Below are 18,581 nucleotides of genomic sequence, written 5' to 3'. Positions count from 1 at the left end.
TCCTTTATTAGACTTTTCCTCTGAAGCTGGGGTTGTTCTGGCATCGGAGTGGCAAGTGTAAATATTCTTTAGTTCAACTTATATAGTCCGGACGGTTCAGACAGTCCACCGCATTGCGAAACCCGTTCACAGCCCTTCGCAGCTGTTCCTCCGTGTTGCCAGTCACGACCGCTCCAAGCATAATCGCCTTTACCCCGGTATCGCGCAGCACCCGAACATCCTCCGGCACCAGCCTTCGCTGGGAAGGAACCAATACCGGTATCTGGGCTTGCAGGACCAGACGGCGATACTTAAGCACATCCGCGAAGCTGAGCGGTGTACCATATTCTTTTCCAGGTACAATGGATGCCTCCAGAGCGGTGAAGCCGAAGTACGCTGCCGATGTTACGAGGGAAGCATCATATTCTTCATTGATCGCAAACGTTGGGTCCAGCCCCAAGTCATTCAACATGAAGGATGGCAAGTGATGTGCATAGATGGAATAGAAATCAAAACCCAGCCCGGAAAGCCCCTCCACATCCTCTCGCCTTGCTCCATCAATACTGCCAGAAGGTACGACCCCAAGCGGACCACCAAACTCACTTCGGATCGCCCGAAACACCTCGGCATACATGTCTAATGGACCAAAATGATTCCCGCTGGCGCGATGACCGACATTATAATGCACCTTCAGTGCATCAGCGCCCTCTTCCATGGCTGCCCGAGCCAAACCAATATCATTCTCAGGCAGACTGACCACCAGCGACAGCGGTTTCCGTTCAAGTAATTCTTTGAATTTGCCCATCGTTCTCACCTCCGGTTTCGATCGAATGTTTTAGGGTTGCAACACACTTTGGATCTCTTCCTGCATTTGTTTCAGGTTATCCTCAGCTGTCGCTGTCTTTGCAAACAGTCGGTCAAATCCCTGCAATACCGCATTGTCGATATCCTGCCAACGGATATGACCGGGGATTAAGCGCGCTTTGGGCATTTCATCAATAACGGCCTGCACGATATGCTCTTTGCTCGGATTATTCGGCTGAAGAATGAATGCATCTGAGTTCAGAACAGAGGTACGCGGAGGCACAAAGTAGGTGGCTGTCGCCTGAATCCCCTGCTCACTGGCAAAATACTTCAACAGTTTCTTCGTTTCCTCTGGATGTTTGCTGTCGTTGAACATGGCATATCCGGCCTGCCCTAGCATCGGCACACTGCCTTGAGAACCGGAAGGCATAGGAGCGATGCTCCATTCAAAATCCGTAATTTCTCTTGCTTTGGAAACATAGCTGTAATTATCAAAGAACATGCCCACATTACCCGCATCGAAGCTGACCTGTTCCCCCGCCTTTGGGTGTGATTCATCGGTGAACATCATGCGTTCCAGCAATTCAAAGGTCTGTACGCCATAGGCATCGTTCCAAGTGAACGTTGTCATGCCTTCGTCGAATGGACCGCTTCCATTGGACCAGGAGTAGGAGGAAAGCACCGCCCATGTCTTCCAGTCGCGAAAAAAGTTGGCACCATAGACTCGGTTGGTCGCATCCTTACTGGTAATGGCTTTGGCGGACTCTTCGAACTGTTCCCATGTCCATTGTCCTTGGGTGGCAAGTGTGTTTGGATCAGTCAGACCGGCCTTGTCGAACAGCGTTTTATTGTAAAACATGACTACCGGAGGTGTAGAAAAAGGTAGCCCCAGCAGTTGGTCGCCATCACGGAACAAATCCAATGTACTTGGAATATAATCATCCAGCTTAAACTGTGCATCATCCTTGAACTCGGATACATCGGCCAGAATGTGATTGGACTTGAATTGTGGTACCATTCGCTCCGATACCCAGGCGAGATCGGGAAGGGAGCCTCCGGCGGCAAGCACCGAAATTTTTTGCTGGTATTCTGCGAAAGGTACGGATTCCATCGTTACTTTGATGCCTGGATTTTCCTTTGTGAAGTCATCGATCAACTTGTTGTACACATCCATATGCGCCTGATTGCCCCACATCATGAACTTCAGCTCCACCTCTCCATTCTCCCCGCCTGCACTGCCAGGTTCACTGCTGGAATTGGAGCTTGTGCACGCGATTGAAGCCATCATCATAAGTACAAGCATCAGTATCAGTCCTGCTTTTTTCATGGAAATCCCCCTTATGGACATCGTGGTATACAGGTGCAACCAAAGTATAACGAAAGCAACGTTCCCCCTTAAATCACGTCAACTACAGAAATGGTATGGTTTTTCAAGAGATACTGAATCGGTCTCGATATTCTCCCGCGGTCCATCCCACCTGCTGCTTGAACACCAACATGAAGTGTTTGGGGCTCTGATGCCCGGATAACCGTGCCACATCATAGATTTTGAGACCCGTGTTGATCAGCAACCACTTGGCCCGCTCCATACGTGCCTCCGTGATGTATTCGGAATAATTGATGCCTATTTCGTTCTTGAACAACTGGCTTAAATAAGTAGGGTTCAAGTTAACGAGGTCTGCTATCGTCTGAAGTCGCAGATCTCCATCGGGATGTTGCTTGATGTGCTCCTTCACATCTCGGATAATCTTCCGCGTATCTCCACCAGCGTGTTCTGTTTTCCCAGATGGCTCAGGGATAGAAAGGGTTGTTATACCGTATCTGCGATCCAGCAGCAACTGAATCTTTTGTATGCATAATGCCAGTTCATAACGATCGATTGGCTTCAACAGGTAGTTCAACACCCCGAACTCCATCGCTCTGCGTGCATATTCAAACTCGCCGTAGCCGCTAATGATGAGCATTAACAATTCAGGGTACATGTCTCTGGCTTTGCTTACCAAAGTTAATCCGTCCATTTCACGCATGCGGATATCCGTGATTAACACATCCGGCACCTCACATCTCAGAAAATCCAATGCCTCGGTACCGCTCGACGCTTCGCCCGTTACCTGAAACTGAGAAGACGCTTGTACGATCAGCTCCCTTAGTCCCTGACGGATGACCATCTCATCCTCTACAAGCAATACTTTATACATGCGCTTTAATCCCCTTTCGGTAGAAGATGAATGGATATCGTGACCACCAGGCCCTGCCCTGGACTTCCATCAATACTTAGGCTGCCGCCTTCTCCATACATGAGGCGAAGCCTCTGGGCGATATTGTTAAGCCCCAGACTGTCCCCGGCATGGCAACGTAATGCCTGACTGGAAGGCTGTTTCGATATGGATTCGTTTAACTCGTCAATCTTTGCCTGAGTCATACCCTTACCGTTGTCTCGTACGCTAATCAGCAGCTCCTGGTCGAATTTCAAGGCAGATACCCAGATTACTCCTCCATTTTCCTGCCCTTCAATGCCATGGTAGACTGCATTCTCCACCAGCGGTTGCAGTACCAGCTTGGGAATCAAATACTCGGTTATCCCTTCTTCGATGTCATAGATAATCTCCAACTTACCGTCGTAACGTACCTGCTGAATGCGTACATAGGATTGTACAAAAGCCAGTTCTTCCCCAAGTGGAACCATCCGGTCCACCTTATCAATCGTATAACGCAGCAGCTTGCCAAGCGCTGTCACCATGTCCGACACCTCTGCGTGCTTCTGGCGAATGGCCATCATGTTAATGGACTCCAGCGTGTTGTATATAAAATGGGGGTTCATCTGGCTTTGCAACGCTGACAACTCTGCCTCCCGCTCTTGAATGCCCAGCAGAAATACCTCATTGAACAGCCGATGAATCTCTTCCATCATTCGGTTAAAGCCCCGGCTTATCTGTCCGAATTCATCACTGCTGAAGTGTGCTACCCGCTGGCTAAAATCTCCCTGCTCCACCCGAATCATGTGGTGCTTCAGTCGAATCAGCGGCCGGGTGATACGATAGGATAACAGAACCGCCAGAATCGCTATCCCCGCCATACACAACACTGCGAACCATATCGTGAAGGTGAGCATCTCACCTGACTCCTTTTGAATCACGGCAATAGGTGTAAGGCTGATTACCGAAAGCCCGGAATAACTGGAATGGTGTTGTACATAGAGATAGGCCTGCCCATCCAGAACAACTTTTTGGTTTCCTGCATAGCTTTGAAGCTGTCCCTGCATTAGCAACTGGTCGTACGCAGACATTCCTCCGATTGAGGTCCGTTCGAACAGCAGACGCTGCTTGCTGTCTACAATCATCAGACTTGCATCTTGCTCATAATTCAGATGGGATAACAGTTGACCGAAGGCCTCCAGACGGATATCAATCAGAATGTAACCCAATCGCTGGAGCGTACCCGGATCTCGAAGCACTCTGCCCACCGATATATACGATTCTTGCTGACCACCCGTGTAATAGCTGGGTTGATGCGGAGGAAGCAGGCGCCATGTCCCTTCCGAGCCTTCAAGCTCTGCAAACCAATCATCCTGCCTACTGTCCCATACCGGCTTGACCGCCAGGGAATCGAGATTGGAGAACAAAATGCCGCTGTTGCTGATCAGATGTATTCCCCGAATCTCCGGCCGGTCATAAGCTTGACCCGATGTGTAAAGCTTCATTTTCAGATAATCCTCAGACCTCGCCCATGTACCCGACCCCATTGAAGCGTTGTATTTCCCTAGAATGCTAAGCACCATCTGATCGTAAAGCGGCAAGAGCGACAACCGCTCAAAGTCCTTCAGCAACCGATTCAGATTGGCGTTAATCTGGCGAACCATATCAATGGTGAACTGCTCGGTCTTGCGATCCATCGTCTGCGAGAAATGCTTGTAGTTCATCATTCCCTGCAAGCTTAGCGGCAGCAACGTCAGCGCCAGGAACAACAGGAGCAACTTGGTGCGCAGGTTTACGTTTTTCCCGAAATAACTGTGTACCTTGTCCATCATTTCCGTTCATCCCTCCCTCTCCCGATCATTGTATGAGCCCCCTTCACAGATCAACCTGGATATAACTGGGGGCATCATATCCAGTTTTAATGATCATTCGCTATCCTGCCAACCCTAGAATTGGTACGGAATTTCAAGTTATCCGCATTAGTTTCAGATGAACGCAAAAAAGCCGACTGTATCGCTACAGTCGACTACGCTATTTCTATAGAACACTAATTAGACCAAAAAACCGACTGCATTATGCAATCGGTTGTCTGTTCCTGAGATGGCTTTTATATTTGAATCGATTATATTCATTAATAAGCTCGTCCAGTACCATGGACTGTCGGAGGACTTGGTTGTCCTGCATGCCATGATTCTCCGCCAAACGACTCAACTCTTGCCTGTTCCGTTCGATTTTATCTGTGATCTGTACCGGTTCACTCACAGCATGCACCCCCTCTTTGTATAACATTTTAGGATACATTGCCAAAAAATTCATATTATATTCCTTTGCAGAATAAAATATTTATTTACATAGAGATACTTTCAACATCAAGCAATTTGCATAGAGAGTTGACGTCTCTTCTTTTCTACAAGATGTGGGCAAAGAAAATTATAACATGTCTACATATCGTATTTGAGAATACACGAATCCTTTACCGTTAAAGTGCTTTATGGACATATTATCCATTTTATCCTAAGTATCTCTTGCACCTTTCTCACGCGAGAAGTTAATAAATTTATTGAAAAGTAATCTATTTGTATAGATAATTTTCATCACCGTTCTGCATACCAAAATAACGAAGTCTGTAGCCCTCTCGATAACGAGCACGCAATGGATTAATGAAGGAGTCATTCTCAAACTCAATGTAACCTGTTAAATAGAGTAGGATCAGATATTCCTCAAAACGTTTATTGCCAAGAGTCATCTCACTCTCTTCCATCCCATAAAATACATCGATTTCAAGAGTTAATAGAAGAGAAAATCCTCGCACAGTGGAATTGATTATCCATGCAAATTCCAGTGGCTCATGGATATCTTCATCCTTGTTCAGGCTAATTAATTGCTTGGTTCCCCTTTCATCCTTAAATACATAAGCTGCAACCGCCTGATCAAATCCCGCATGAGGGTCGTTGCGCAAGTCGGAAAACTCTTCTAAATCTACCTTCTCAGCGTAGTATTTCTTGGTTAGTCGATCATGAATTTGCTCTAAAGTGAATGGATTAGGGATGTTTAACGTTATATATTTGTCGTAAAGCTTCTGAATATCAATCTGCAATGATAAATCCTCTTTTCGTTATGGATGATCTAATGGATAGTACAAATAAGCGCCCCATCTCCATATCCCGGAAATAAGACGCATGTTAATGAAAGGATTTAATATATCTTAGCTGTTATAGTCTTCCTTCGCCATGCGTTACAGACATTATTTGTGTAATAACATCACTATCCAAATTAGCTAATTGATTTATATTAATAATCATTATGCTAAGCAAGATTACATAGAAGATCTTCTTTTTTTTCATAAGATTTCTGAACCTCCATCATGATAAGTTTGTACTGATGCTCGATTTCAGCCGTACCCATGTTTTTGTACTTCTCATACAGGGAAATACAATGAATGATATCTGTTTGATTGTTAAATCGTACAGACTCTCTCAGACAGTGCATAAGTTGCTTCAAACCCTCTGGATATTCATGGCGATTTAAGTGATAGAGAGAACGTTCCAACAAGAATGCTGCATAAATTTCATTTTTCATCTGCTCAGTGTACCCTTTTAAACAGTTAATTTCCGAGTTAATTCGATCGCTGAACCTATTCAAAATATCATCAATATTTTGATCAAACTTATTAGCCGCCTCCAAAATATTAATGATTGCAGGTAAAATTTCCTCTTCATTTTTTTCAATAAATTCCACATATGCAGGTAAAGCATTTCGATTACCCATCATTAATCTATATAAATAAGTATTGGCTTCTGCCCAACCAGCGAATTTATCAATAAAAATTTGATCCTCTTCATCCGGTTCAGAGACTTTAGCAAGCTTGGCATAGACTTCTGTATAGAGCAAAGCTTCTTCATAACGTCCCTGCTTCTCACATGCCGATGATTTAAGCAAATTGGAATAAGCTCTATATACGAATAAAGGATAGGCAGTGAGTCTATCGCTTTTATCTATTTTCTTCTTTGTATACGATTGTAAAATTTTTGTTTTCTGATCTAATTCTTCAGCCAGATTAAAAACCTTGTCCCGATATCGAAGTGAAGCATACGTATTCGCCAAGTCTTTTATCGCATCCAGTTGCCGTTCCTCATCCAGCCGATTAATATATGGCTCAAAGTGCACAGCGGCCCGCAGGTTATCATGTTGATTCTGACCAAGCGAGAGGGTGAAGATGCGATACTGGCACAGAGCCAGACGTTCCGAATGTTGATATTTCTCACACTCTGCCACACATTCGTACAACATCCGTGCAGCCTTCGTCTGTCCACGTTCAAGCATGCCTTCCGCCATCTCGAACAACTCGGAGATATACGAGCGATCATCCGTCACTTCCTGGATAACCTTATGAATACATTCCAGCTTGTCCAATTCAGCACAGCGTTGCAGGAATGGTTCCAGTCTCCTCCAATGAGGTGCCGATTCCACGAAACATTCAGCCCCATAAATCTCGTAGAAATACCCCTCTTCCAGCTTCATGCCTTGGGTAATCAGATCCAGTTGCGCCATAGCGATGGGCCGAGTCCCCTTAATAATTGCGCTAAGCGTTCCAGCGTTAACTCCCGATATATCGGCAAAATACTGCAGGGTGTACCCCTGTTTCCTGATGTAATCCTCAATATATGAGCGTATCGTAGTTGTAGGTTCCATGTATCCCACCTCCACAATGAAAATCCATAATTTTGAATTTATATGATAAGCACAATTTTAATCCTAAATTTTACAGCGGTCAATAAAAATCGTGGCAATTTCCTTCACATGTATGCAATTATGCCTGATTGTTCCTGCTTATAGAAAAAATCCATTAGAAGAATCCGTGAGAACGTGATACATTTAATCCAACTTACATATCCTAGTATTTCAATAGGATTATACGACACAGGAATTATCAATTCAGTTCGAGGAGAAGGTCAGATGAAATTTGCCTTGTTTAGTCTCATGATGAATCTGCCTAATGCCGTAACCGGGGAAGCTCTGACGACTCAGCAGAAATTCCACAATATATTAGAGCAAGCAAAGCTGGCTGAACGACTGGGATTCGATGCCTATGGAATCGGTGAACGACACGGTGCGCCTTTTCTATCTTCCTCGCCACCTGTCGTATTAACCGCAATAGCCGCAGCAACCACACGCATTCGGTTACTAACCACCGTTACTGTTCTTAGTATACTTGATCCGGTCCGGGTTGCCGAGGATTATGCCACGCTGGATCAATTATCGGGCGGACGGCTGGAGATGATCATCGGGAAAGGCAATGACCCTCGGCACTATCCGCTGTTCGGCATAAGCGAAGAGGAACAATGGGATTCACTTGATGAACGCTATCATTTGCTAAAACGACTTTGGTCTGAAGAGAATGTAACCTGGCAGGGAACGTATCGCACTCCTCTTGAGGGAGTGACCACGTGGCCCAGGCCGCTTCAGCAATCCATCCCGATCTGGCATGGTAGCGCGTCCAGCACGGTCTCGACCGAACTCGCTGCCAAATATGGCGAGCCGCTCTTCACGTCGAATTCTTTTCACCCTCAGGCCAAATACAAAGCGTTAATTGATCATTATCGGGAGCGCCTCGATTATTATGGTCATGATCCGCAGCAAGCCGTAATTGGCTCTGGTGCCGGCAGTCTCTATCTGGCGGATACGGGTGAAGAAGCCATTCGCCGTTATAAGCCATATTATGAAGCGTTCCATGCCACTGCCGCCGCACAGCATAATCAGTCTCCCTTCACCGATCTGGAGGATAACATTGCACGAGGCCCTGCGTTAATCGGCAGTCCGGAGCAGATCATTGAGAAAATTCTGGACTATCATGCCGCTTACGGACATCAGGTGCTGAGTATCAGCGTAGATGGACTGACGCATAGCGAGCAGTTGGAGCAAGTGGAGCGTTTTGCCAAGGAAGTTGCCCCTGTATTACGCCGCGAACTGCCCAGTTCGGTATGGAATGAACCCCCGGTGTTAACCCAGCACTCATCCTTCCTTTCCTCTAATGCTACAGATTCATGGCCCACAGCCATCTCACCTATATTCCAGGTCTAACAATCTCCCACGTACAATATACACGTGCTCCTTCCAGGGTGATTCCTACGAATCGCCCTCTTCCCTCTTCCTCCCAGTTGTATCGCCGCTCTCTCTGTACCTATTTGGCCTGAATGCCTTCAAACAAGGAACGGAGCAACACATCTACAAACGCATCATCCATCGCTTCCCCCGTCACTAACATACGATAGAACACCGGCCCATAGATCAGATCAATGTACAGTCCACTGTCCACCCCTGCCTTCAATTCGCCGCGCTCCACGCCCTTCTCCAGAATTCCCCGAGCTTCACGCCGACGTGGTTGGATATATCTTGTGCGGTATTCTTCGGCAAGCCCTTCATCCGACTGCCCTTCCCCAATAATCTGCGTAATCACTTTTCCTTCCCGACTGGTCAAAAAACGAACCAGATTACTCGCATGTATACGTATATCCTCCAATACCGAGCCTGTATCCGGCACTGGCAATCTTGCCGTTGCCGCAGACATATATCCGTCCATGATAACGGCCCCTTTGTTCGGCCACCATTTGTAGATGGTCGCTTTGCTCACCTGTGCACGTTCAGCAATCTTCTCGATTGTAACCGCCCCGAATCCGTGCTCCAACAACAACTCATACGATGCTGTAAGAATGGCATTCTGGGTTTCCATGTTACGTGGACGTCCTCTTTTGGCAGTCATCTTGAGCCCTCCTGGATGTATAAAGTATATTTAATCATCAGTAATATTCATAAAAACGATACGTTCATTATACTAAAATGCGATGAGTACACACAATTCCATCCTCCGCTCACCTTTTCATCCTCATTAACTTTCTCATTAAAATATGTAGAGCCTATTTACAATACTATACGTTTAGTTTATTATATATTTGTAATTAATGAACACAACGTTTAGTAATTGACGATTTTAATATTAACTGTTTATTGCGAATACAAATGTAGAATTGTGGAGGATGATTATCATGGATATGGATATGGATATGAGACAACAAGTGAAGAAGGCACCTGTGCCCACATGGATTATTTTTTTGTTGGCATCCGCTTGTGGATTGATCGTGGCAAACTTGTATTATGCTCAGACCGTTATCGGACCGATCAGCATAACCACGGGTCTTTCTTCTGCCGCTGCCGGATTGATCGTAACGTTGACTCAGATTGGTTATGTTATTGGTTTGTTATTCATCGTGCCGCTCAGTGACATTACCGAGAATCGGCGTCTGGTCGTGCTTTTCCTCATCGCACTGGTCGTTGCCCTGATTGCTGCGGCTTTCTCACCCACCGCTGTTGTATTTCTGACTGCCTCTCTATTCATTGGTATAGGTTCTGTGGTCGCTCAAATTCTGGTGCCCTATGCGACATATCTTACTTCCGAAGAACAGCGCGGACGGGTTGTTGGCAATGTAATGAGTGGTCTGTTGCTGGGCATCATGCTGGCTCGTCCTGTCGCAAGCTTTATCACCAGCCTCTTCGGATGGCAGACCGTCTTTGTATTCTCCGCCATTGTCATAACACTTCTAATGCTGCTTCTGTCACGTGCTCTTCCTGCTCGCCAGCCTGAACCCACCTTGAAATACGGGCAATTAATCGTGTCCTTGGGCACACTGTTCAGAACGATGCCGCTGCTGCGCCGCCGGGCGTTTTATCAGGCCAGTCTGTTTGGTGCTTTCAGCTTGTTCTGGACCACGGTTCCGCTGAGACTGGCTAACGATTTTGGCATGTCACAGCAAGGCATTGCCTGGTTCGCTCTGGCTGGTGTCGGAGGTGCTATTGCCGCTCCCATTGCCGGAAGACTGGCTGATCGCGGACTAACGCGTATTCTGACGGGTGCTGCCATGGTGATCGCTGCTGCTTCATTCGGTCTTGCCTATGTGTTCCAGAGCCACTCCACGTTTGCATTGATCCTGCTTGTTATCGTGGCAATCACACTGGATATGGCTGTCTCAGGAAATCTGGTGCTGGGTCAACGCATCATCTACTCCTTAGGAAGTGAAGCGAGAGGGCGTGTGAATGGTATATTCATGTCGATCTTTTTTGTCGGCGGTGCGATTGGTTCATCTCTTGGAAGCTGGTCTTATGCTCACGGAGGCTGGAGTCTCACAACGCTGATTGGCCTGATCATGCCGCTGCTCGCTTTGGTGTATTACTTTACGGAAAAGAAAGCGGTAGTTGTCAGCAATGAATAGAATGAATATATCGCTGAATCCGAATAACGGAATAAGGGCAGAGCTAATCATCAAGATTAGCTCTGCCCTTATTGTTGTAATACTCACTTGGCTCCCTGTGACAGGAAGGTATCACTGTTATTAAGATGGATTCATCTACGTATTAGGCTTTACTGTGAAGGGTAACTTGGTACCCGTCTGGATCGGCAAATGTAAAGGTTCGTCCGAATGGTCCATCTATTGGTGCAGATGTAATTTGTACGCCTGCCGCAACAAGCTTGTCGTGGATTTCTTGCGTATCAGGAGCATGAAGCCACAGAGCGACACCAAGTCCTGGCTGAGCACCTGAACCGAGTTCTGTTCCTGGCAATAGGTCACGTAGAGCAAATGCAATAGGCTTGGTTTCAAAGACCACCGCATGAGGTGGTCCCGCCTGTGAGCGTACCAGGCCAAGATAGTTTTGATAAAATTCGGCAGAGCCTTCAAGATTGCTCACTTGAAGTGAAATGAAATCCGGTCCGATTACTGACATAATGTAATGATCTCCTTTATATATGGGGTTGGTTGTTTAGGTTATCTTGATCATACAAGACCGCTCTTGCCAACAGTATGTCAGTAGTGTTTTTACCTTTTTTCGATTTCTTCTCTTACTCGTTTTTTTCTTTTACACCAACACAGGCAGATGCGTAGCTGCATCATACTCCACCAACGGCTCACCGGCATGCAATTTACGCACCAAATCGGGGTTTGCAATAAATGGTCTGCCGAATGCAGCCAGATCTATGCTTCCCTTACCAATCGCGTGCTCTGCGGTCTGAATATCCAGATCCCCCACACCAATGATGATTCCATCCCACTGACTTCGAATCCGCTCGTGAAAGGACTGCTCACCATCCCACGCTTTTGCATAATGATCTGTTGAGGGATGCAAGATCGTAATTCCCGTCTCACGGAACAAGTTCAGATATGCATCGATCATCCCAGCTTTATCTGCCCAAGCATAGGATGCATCATCATCCTTTTTCTCTGAAAATCGTACCGATATGCGATCCACAGGGATCCCTTTTTTTACAGCCACAATAATATCCCGCAGGAACCGCAATCTACCCTCAGTGTCTCCTCCATATTCATCTGTTCTGTGGTTGGTCTTCTCATTAATAAACTGGTCGATCAGATACCCATGCGCAGCATGCAGCTCGATCCCGTCGAACCCTGCCAGAACTGCATTGCGGGCCGCCGTCTGAAAATGCTGAATCGTATCCGCTATATCCTGTGTACTCATCGCTTGGGGCACCTGATACGGCTTATGCAGCTTATGCACTCTTCCCTCTGCCGCAAGGCTGGAAGGTGCCACTGGAGTGGTTCCGATCAGATCGGAATGGGACAACCTGCCGACATGCCACAGTTGAGCAATAATGGTGCCGCCATGTCTGTGAACAGCATCCGTTACCCTTTTCCAAGAAGTCGTCTGTTCATCTGTATATAAACCGGGGATGCCGTAAGTGCCTTTGCCTGCCAGATTCGGGTTAATACCCTCGGTAATGATCAGTCCCACGCCATCTCGGGCACGCTGCTCATAATACGCCACCATCTCATCCGTCACGGTCCCCTCCCGATCATCAGCAAATCCCCGGGTCAACGGAGCCATCACCATTCGGTTCCTTAATTGCCACTGATGAATCGTTACCGGGCTTAATAGTGTTGAACGTGTATTCATGTTATCCATGTCATATCCCTACTCTCTTTGTCATTAGGGATATTGTACGGTGGCTCTGATATATCGTAAAATGATTGAAATATATAGTTGTATCTCTCAGAGAGATACCTGACATCAACATCTGCGGAAGCAATGTAAGTTAATCCACGTTCAGGAGGATACAGCATGGAACTTTCCGATATCGATATTGTTCTCGCGGTGGCACGTTCAGGGAAAATCTCACAGGCTGCCAAAGAACTGAATTACGCGCAATCCAATGTCACTACGCGCATCAAAAAACTGGAGCAGGAATATCGAATCCAGTTGTTCAACCGTTTTCCCAAAGGTGTTGTACTGACCTCCAAAGGAGAACAGTTCGTCCAGTACGCCACACGCATTCACAACCTTTTGCACGATCTGAAGCAGGATATGACCGATCCCGGTGAACCTTCAGGCACGCTGAAAATCGGCATTGTAGAAACGGCGGCATCCAGCCGCTTTATGGAAATTCTGAATGAATATCAAATAACCTACCCGAAGGTGTCCATTTCACTCGTCAACTCCACTTCACCCAAAGTACTGCGCAAGAAAATACAGGACTATGAGATTGATGGTGCTTTTATCAGCGGGGCTTGTGTGAAAGAAGGTTTGAAGGTGGAATACGAGATGCAGGACACCGTTCATATCATCTCCAAGAAGACAGACATACCACCCGAAAGCCTGTGCCAAGTATCGTGGGTTGTTTTCCCCGAGGGCTGCCCGTACCGTGAAATGACCGAAGAATTTTTGCAGGAAGAGAGGTTGTCCGCACGTAATATCATCGAAGTGAGTACGATGGAAAACCTGCTCAGCTGTGTGGAGTCTGGAATTGCTTTTACCATTATGCCGTGCAACGTTATTCACAAGAAACCGGATGATTTCTCCGTATTTGATCTGGCAGATCGCTTTACTCATACCACGACAACCTTTGTCCGCGGTGAGGATCGGTATGTCAGCAGTGCGCTGGATCAGTTCATGAAGCTGCTGAACCAGAAGTGCATTACGTTTTGATATAGATAACTTAGTCCCCCACTTTCAACCGCTGAACTTCTTGATCACTAAATGGACTAGAGCACATTGATCGAGACCATAAAAAAAGAAGGCACAAGGTACTCATTAAGAGTACTTTGTGCCTTCTTACCCTTTATAGCTATTCAATTAACCCTTACTCCACCTTGAATCGCGCAGCCGATTCGGCCAGCTTTTGCGTCAATTGATCGATCGTATCGACCATGTTTGCCAACTGCTGCACCGTGGAAGACTGCTCCATCATGGTTGCTGTTACCTCTTCAACCGAAGCAGATACCTGCTCTCCTGAAGCCGACAAACTATGGGCTGACTCCAGTACAACATCCTTGTTCTGCAACATCTCTTGCATCTGTCCTGCCATTGTAGCGATCTGTTGATTAATGACCGATACCTTCTCCAGAATCACATCAAACGCCTGACGAGTCTGCAAGACAAGCTCATCCTGTCTGGACGAGATGGTGTGAATCTCTGCAACACTTTGGTTGTTCTCGGCGACATCGGCCAGATTCTGCTCGATAATGCTGGAGATTTCCTTGGACTGGCGGGAACTCTGCTCTGCCAGATTGCGAATCTCCTCGGCCACAACCGCAAATCCTCTGCCATGCTCCCCCGCCCGTGATGCTTCAATTGAAGCATTCAATGCAAGCAGATTGGTCTGCTTCGCAATCTGGCTGATGGCTTCCGTGATCTGACTAATACTGCCCGAACTCGTTTGAAGTTTGACGGTAATCTCAGAGATTTTCTCCACTTCCCGTTCGTTCACTTCATTAATACGCATCAGTTCATTCACGACTTCATTCCCATTGTGGAATACCGTTTCGATCTCATCCGCTCTTGCCTTCACATCCTGTGCACTACTGTTCATGGCAGCCACTTTATCGCCAAAGGTGTTGAATTTACTTGCAATCTGCTCGGTATCTTCCGATTGAGCCTCCATCGCTTTTGCAATCCCCATGGACGTCGCCGAGGTCTCATCAATGGATCTTGCCGTCTGTCTGGATGTCTCCTCCAATTCCTGAGTACTGGCCTGAAGGACATGGATTGAATTATTCATATCGGTAATGAGGTTCCTGTTCTGCTCCACCATACCATTAAAGCTCTCCGCCAGATCCTTGAATTCACTGTTATATCTGCCATTGGCCTTAACGGTCAGATTGCCTTGAGCAAGTTGTTGGAACAGCCCGATCAGACGAATGATAGGTCTTGTAATACTACGAGAAATCAGCAATCCCACACCGATAGCCAGAGCAACTCCGATCAAGGTCACGATAAGCATTTGACGTTGGATATCCTCTATTGGGCGCTTGATATCATCATAATCGTCAATAATCACCACGGAGAGATCTGCACCAGGAATCTGATTAATACGATAGTAGATGTCATCTCGATCCATTGAAGTGATTTTCACTTTGTCGGTAGCTCTGGCCTCCATAAGTTCCATGGCTTCCTTGTCCTCTTCCAGCGTTTGTCCCACAATGGAAGGGTCCAGTGAATCATACATGATGATGCCGCTCCGGCTCAGCACTTCAACTCTGCCTTGGGCATTGATTTTAATGTCTCCCAGTTGCCCCAGGAAAAAGCTGCTGTCCACCGACATAGCAAGCACACCCAGGATATTCCCCTGTTCATCGATGATAGGCTCCGAGAATACAATAATGAGCTTCTTGCCAGTCTTAGAGACGACCGCGTCACTGATGAAGGATTTCCCCTGTATAGACTCCTGGAAATATTCCCGATCTCCCCGTGACTGCCCAATGACTTCTGGCATGGTTCCCGCCACCATGGTTCCTTCCTTATCAAACACGAACAGATCTGGCTTGCTTCCTTCCGTTTCCGATATACTGTCGGTCAAGATCGTATTGGCCTTATTGAAATACGGGTTCTCGTCCGAGAAAAATTCTTCATCCGTCATGTCAGTTGTATTACGCAGCTCCAAGAGTTCCTTGAAGGTATTATGTACGGATATCGCATGACTCAATTGTTGCTGAAGTTGCATCGCTGTCCAAAGCCCTTCCCCAAGGCGGTCAGCCATCACATTAATCTCATCCTTGCTTTTCCTGACCACAACATCAGATGAAATCATATAACTTGTGGTCGTTGCACCAAGCAGAACCAAAACAACCAATACACTGATCATGAAAGGCAGTTTGATTTTAAGCGACATATTTTTGATCCTATGCCCTAACCCTTTTCTTTTCCCCATTTCCCACTTCTCCCCACTTCCCTGAACCATATGCATCTGAACGATGTACATACATTATCGGAAAAATCCATAGTAGAATTGATCATTTAGGGAGATATTGCCACTGTTTTCTTTTTTTCTGATAGCAACATAAAAAAATGGCCTGTCAGATCGACTATCCATCTTTGGAATGGATGTTGCCGTTACCTAACAGACCGTTTTAAATTTGGTAATGATTCAATTACGTTTACTTACGCAATCTCCGAGAACTTAGCGCGTGGTGGCCATTCTGCAGGAATGTACTGCGCGTATTCTTCATCTGTTCAATCCGTCGTTCAGCCAGACGATCTGCGGCAACATAGGTTGCGATGCCTTCGGTACGTGAGCTTTCGAATATTTTCTCCAGATTGGAATAGATCTCTCCGATCTTGCTCCATGCTCGATCCGCATTATAACCGTTTAGCTCATCCGCAATGTTAATTACACCACCTGCATTGATAACATAGTCAGGCGCGTAAACGATGCCCATATCATACAGCTGATCCCCATGACGGGTCTCCAGCAGCTGATTATTGGCACAGCCCGCTACAACCTTCGCCTTAAGTGTCTTGAGCGTATCGTCATTAATCGTACCGCCCAGTGCACATGGTGCATAGATATCACACTCCACACTAGTAATGTCTGCGGGATCAACAGCTGTCGCGCCGAAGCGATCCACAGCCTGTTTCACCGAGTCCTTATGGATATCCGTAACGATCAGATGTGCACCTTCCTCATATAGATATTTGCACAGATGCATCGCCACATTGCCGACACCTTGGACCGCTATCGTTTTACCCTCCAGCAGGTCGGTACCAAATGCTTCTTTGGCTGCTGCCTTGATCCCCCGATATACACCCCAAGCCGTTGCAGGTGATGGGTTACCGGATGAACCATAGCTCGGTGAGATGCCTGTCACATAGTCCGTTTCCTGATAGATCAGGTTCATGTCCTCTTCCGTTGTTCCCACATCTTCGGCCGTGATATAACGTCCGTTCAACCCTTGAATATATCGTCCAAACGCTCGAAACATGGCTTCGTTTTTGTCGCGCCTTGGATCTCCGATAATAACGGTTTTGCCGCCGCCCAGATTCAGTCCGGATACCGCATTCTTATATGTCATACCACGGGCAAGGCGCAGGGCATCTTCAATGGCGGCTTCTTCTGAAGCGTAAGTCCACATCCGTGTGCCTCCCAGCGCAGGGCCGAGTGTTGTGTCGTGTATGGCGATAATTGCTTTTAACCCTGAATTTCGATCCTGGCACAGAACCAGTTCCTCATAATCGTGATGCTCCATTGCTTCAAACCAACTCATGTGCTAACCGTCTCCTCCAACCATTTTTGCGATCTAATCGCATTGTTCTCTATTCATTGACCATCCTCTATTGTACCCATGAATACCCAGTTTGTGCAAAATCACATCGCAATGTCAGAGAAACATCGATCGATGTTTCTCTGACATTGCGAGAGCAAAGCTGTCGAATTTCAGATTATAATTCTATCGTCTATCAATAGAAAAACCTCTCTCCCTTACAGGACAAAGGTACACTTCCCTCAACAGCCTCATCTTAATCGCCCCAAGTAGGCCACTTGATCGTTCACATTTAAGGGAGCGTCTCAACCACATTGATTGGATGCAAATCGCCATCTACAGCGAATGAGGCCTGCCCCGTCTCTTCGGAGACAACCAGCACAACCGCATCCGTCAATTCACTGAGTCCCAGTGCTGCCCGATGACGAGTCCCTATTTTTCGTTCATGCACTTCCGCTTGCGACAACGGCAGCACATTACCAGCGGATACAATCTGATTGCCACGAATCAACACAGCCCCGTCATGAAGTGGCGCACCGGGAATAAACAGCGATTCCAGCAACGCATGTGTCACTCTTGCATCCACAGTCACGCCTGAGTGAATGATCGACTCCAACGGAATCTCCCGTTCAATCACAATCAACGCACCATATCTCCGGTCAGATAGATGCTGTACGCTCGATGTTAATTCGGCAAACTTCTCGGTAAAGGGTGACAGATAACAATCCAGATAAAACGAAGAGGCGAGCACCTCAATCTGCTTGATCTCCGCTCGAATCTCTGCAAATTGCCCTAGCAGACAGACACTGTCATTTTCAAAACGGGATAACGTCATGTTCATTCGATCCGCTACACGATGGAGGTCTGCCTTGAGCTTCTGCCTCATCGAGGAACTGTCACAGTCTGCTTGCTGAGTCATCATTCGCCGCCTCCTCTGGTTGGCTTGGGCTTCACGCCACATCATTAGTACCCATACCTTCCCCTCTGGAGCAGATATTTATGCAATGGCAGGGCGGTATGAACTAATCATGTTCATGAATGTAACTGATATAACAAGCAGAAA

16 protein-coding genes are annotated in these 18,581 nt (G+C 46.7%); 3 read left to right on the top strand and 13 right to left on the bottom strand.

Translation table 11 applies throughout. The annotated features are described in order from the left end of the window. Positions 1–73 precede the first annotated feature (73 nt). The 7 genes from BLS69_RS26540 to BLS69_RS26510 all read right to left on the bottom strand — a co-directional run bounded on the left by BLS69_RS26540 (position 74) and on the right by BLS69_RS26510 (position 7,670). Positions 74–784, bottom strand: a complete 711-nt coding sequence (locus BLS69_RS26540) for a hypothetical protein (RefSeq protein WP_091038093.1) — start codon at positions 782–784, stop codon at positions 74–76. Positions 785–814: 30 nt separating this feature from the next. Continuing rightward, positions 815–2,110 (bottom strand): ABC transporter substrate-binding protein, encoded by a 1,296-nt coding sequence (locus BLS69_RS26535; RefSeq protein ID WP_091038091.1) that lies wholly within the window; start codon positions 2,108–2,110, stop codon positions 815–817. A gap of 103 nt (positions 2,111–2,213) precedes the next feature. Further along, complete coding sequence (locus BLS69_RS26530; protein ID WP_091038090.1) at positions 2,214–2,981, bottom strand: response regulator transcription factor; 768 nt, start codon at positions 2,979–2,981, stop codon at positions 2,214–2,216. A 5-nt stretch (positions 2,982–2,986) separates the two neighbouring features. Further along, positions 2,987–4,810: a sensor histidine kinase gene (locus BLS69_RS26525; protein WP_091038088.1), complete on the bottom strand. Its 1,824-nt coding sequence runs from the start codon at positions 4,808–4,810 to the stop codon at positions 2,987–2,989. A 241-nt stretch (positions 4,811–5,051) separates the two neighbouring features. Further along, on the bottom strand, positions 5,052–5,240 hold the full coding sequence (locus BLS69_RS26520) for an aspartyl-phosphate phosphatase Spo0E family protein (RefSeq protein ID WP_223868875.1): 189 nt from the start codon (positions 5,238–5,240) through the stop codon (positions 5,052–5,054). 310 nt (positions 5,241–5,550) lie between these two features. Further along, the gene (locus tag BLS69_RS26515) at positions 5,551–6,075 is read right to left on the bottom strand and encodes a pyruvate kinase (protein WP_091038086.1); all 525 of its coding nucleotides are present in this window, start codon (positions 6,073–6,075) and stop codon (positions 5,551–5,553) included. A gap of 209 nt (positions 6,076–6,284) precedes the next feature. Further along, the gene (locus BLS69_RS26510) at positions 6,285–7,670 is read right to left on the bottom strand and encodes a hypothetical protein (RefSeq protein WP_091038084.1); all 1,386 of its coding nucleotides are present in this window, start codon (positions 7,668–7,670) and stop codon (positions 6,285–6,287) included. A gap of 264 nt (positions 7,671–7,934) precedes the next feature. Here BLS69_RS26510 and BLS69_RS26505 point away from each other — a divergent pair, with 264 nt between their 5' ends. Further along, entirely contained in the window at positions 7,935–9,059 is a 1,125-nt protein-coding gene (locus tag BLS69_RS26505) for an LLM class flavin-dependent oxidoreductase (RefSeq protein ID WP_091038082.1), read from the top strand. Positions 9,060–9,159: 100 nt separating this feature from the next. On the opposite strand, the gene BLS69_RS26500 is transcribed toward BLS69_RS26505, so the two are convergent. Then, on the bottom strand, positions 9,160–9,738 hold the full coding sequence (locus BLS69_RS26500) for a TetR/AcrR family transcriptional regulator (RefSeq protein ID WP_091038080.1): 579 nt from the start codon (positions 9,736–9,738) through the stop codon (positions 9,160–9,162). Positions 9,739–10,033: 295 nt separating this feature from the next. Between BLS69_RS26500 and BLS69_RS26495 the strand changes: the two genes are divergently transcribed. Beyond that, positions 10,034–11,242 carry an MFS transporter gene (locus BLS69_RS26495; protein ID WP_091038356.1) on the top strand — a complete coding sequence of 403 codons (1,209 nt, stop codon included), beginning with the start codon at positions 10,034–10,036 and terminating at the stop codon, positions 11,240–11,242. 142 nt (positions 11,243–11,384) lie between these two features. On the opposite strand, the gene BLS69_RS26490 is transcribed toward BLS69_RS26495, so the two are convergent. After that, positions 11,385–11,753: a VOC family protein gene (locus BLS69_RS26490; protein WP_091038078.1), complete on the bottom strand. Its 369-nt coding sequence runs from the start codon at positions 11,751–11,753 to the stop codon at positions 11,385–11,387. A gap of 132 nt (positions 11,754–11,885) precedes the next feature. After that, the gene (locus tag BLS69_RS26485) at positions 11,886–12,947 is read right to left on the bottom strand and encodes an oxidoreductase (RefSeq protein WP_091038076.1); all 1,062 of its coding nucleotides are present in this window, start codon (positions 12,945–12,947) and stop codon (positions 11,886–11,888) included. A 156-nt stretch (positions 12,948–13,103) separates the two neighbouring features. Here BLS69_RS26485 and BLS69_RS26480 point away from each other — a divergent pair, with 156 nt between their 5' ends. Next, positions 13,104–13,967 carry a LysR family transcriptional regulator gene (locus tag BLS69_RS26480; RefSeq protein ID WP_091038074.1) on the top strand — a complete coding sequence of 288 codons (864 nt, stop codon included), beginning with the start codon at positions 13,104–13,106 and terminating at the stop codon, positions 13,965–13,967. A 154-nt stretch (positions 13,968–14,121) separates the two neighbouring features. Here the strand turns inward: BLS69_RS26480 and BLS69_RS26475 are convergent, their stop codons facing one another. The 3 genes from BLS69_RS26475 to cdaS form a co-directional block, all read right to left on the bottom strand. Beyond that, entirely contained in the window at positions 14,122–16,188 is a 2,067-nt protein-coding gene (locus BLS69_RS26475; protein ID WP_091038072.1) for a methyl-accepting chemotaxis protein, read from the bottom strand. 226 nt (positions 16,189–16,414) lie between these two features. Further along, a complete protein-coding gene (locus BLS69_RS26470) occupies positions 16,415–17,521 on the bottom strand; it encodes a Glu/Leu/Phe/Val family dehydrogenase (protein ID WP_091038071.1) in 1,107 nt (368 codons plus the stop codon). A gap of 289 nt (positions 17,522–17,810) precedes the next feature. Continuing rightward, positions 17,811–18,440, bottom strand: a complete 630-nt coding sequence (cdaS, locus tag BLS69_RS26465) for a sporulation-specific diadenylate cyclase CdaS (protein WP_091038069.1) — start codon at positions 18,438–18,440, stop codon at positions 17,811–17,813. Positions 18,441–18,581: the final 141 nt, after the last annotated feature.

This window comes from Paenibacillus sp. CF095, from assembly GCF_900101225.1.
Taxonomy (GTDB): Bacteria; Bacillota; Bacilli; order Paenibacillales; family Paenibacillaceae; genus Paenibacillus.
This window is presented reverse-complemented; position numbering and strand designations above follow the sequence as displayed.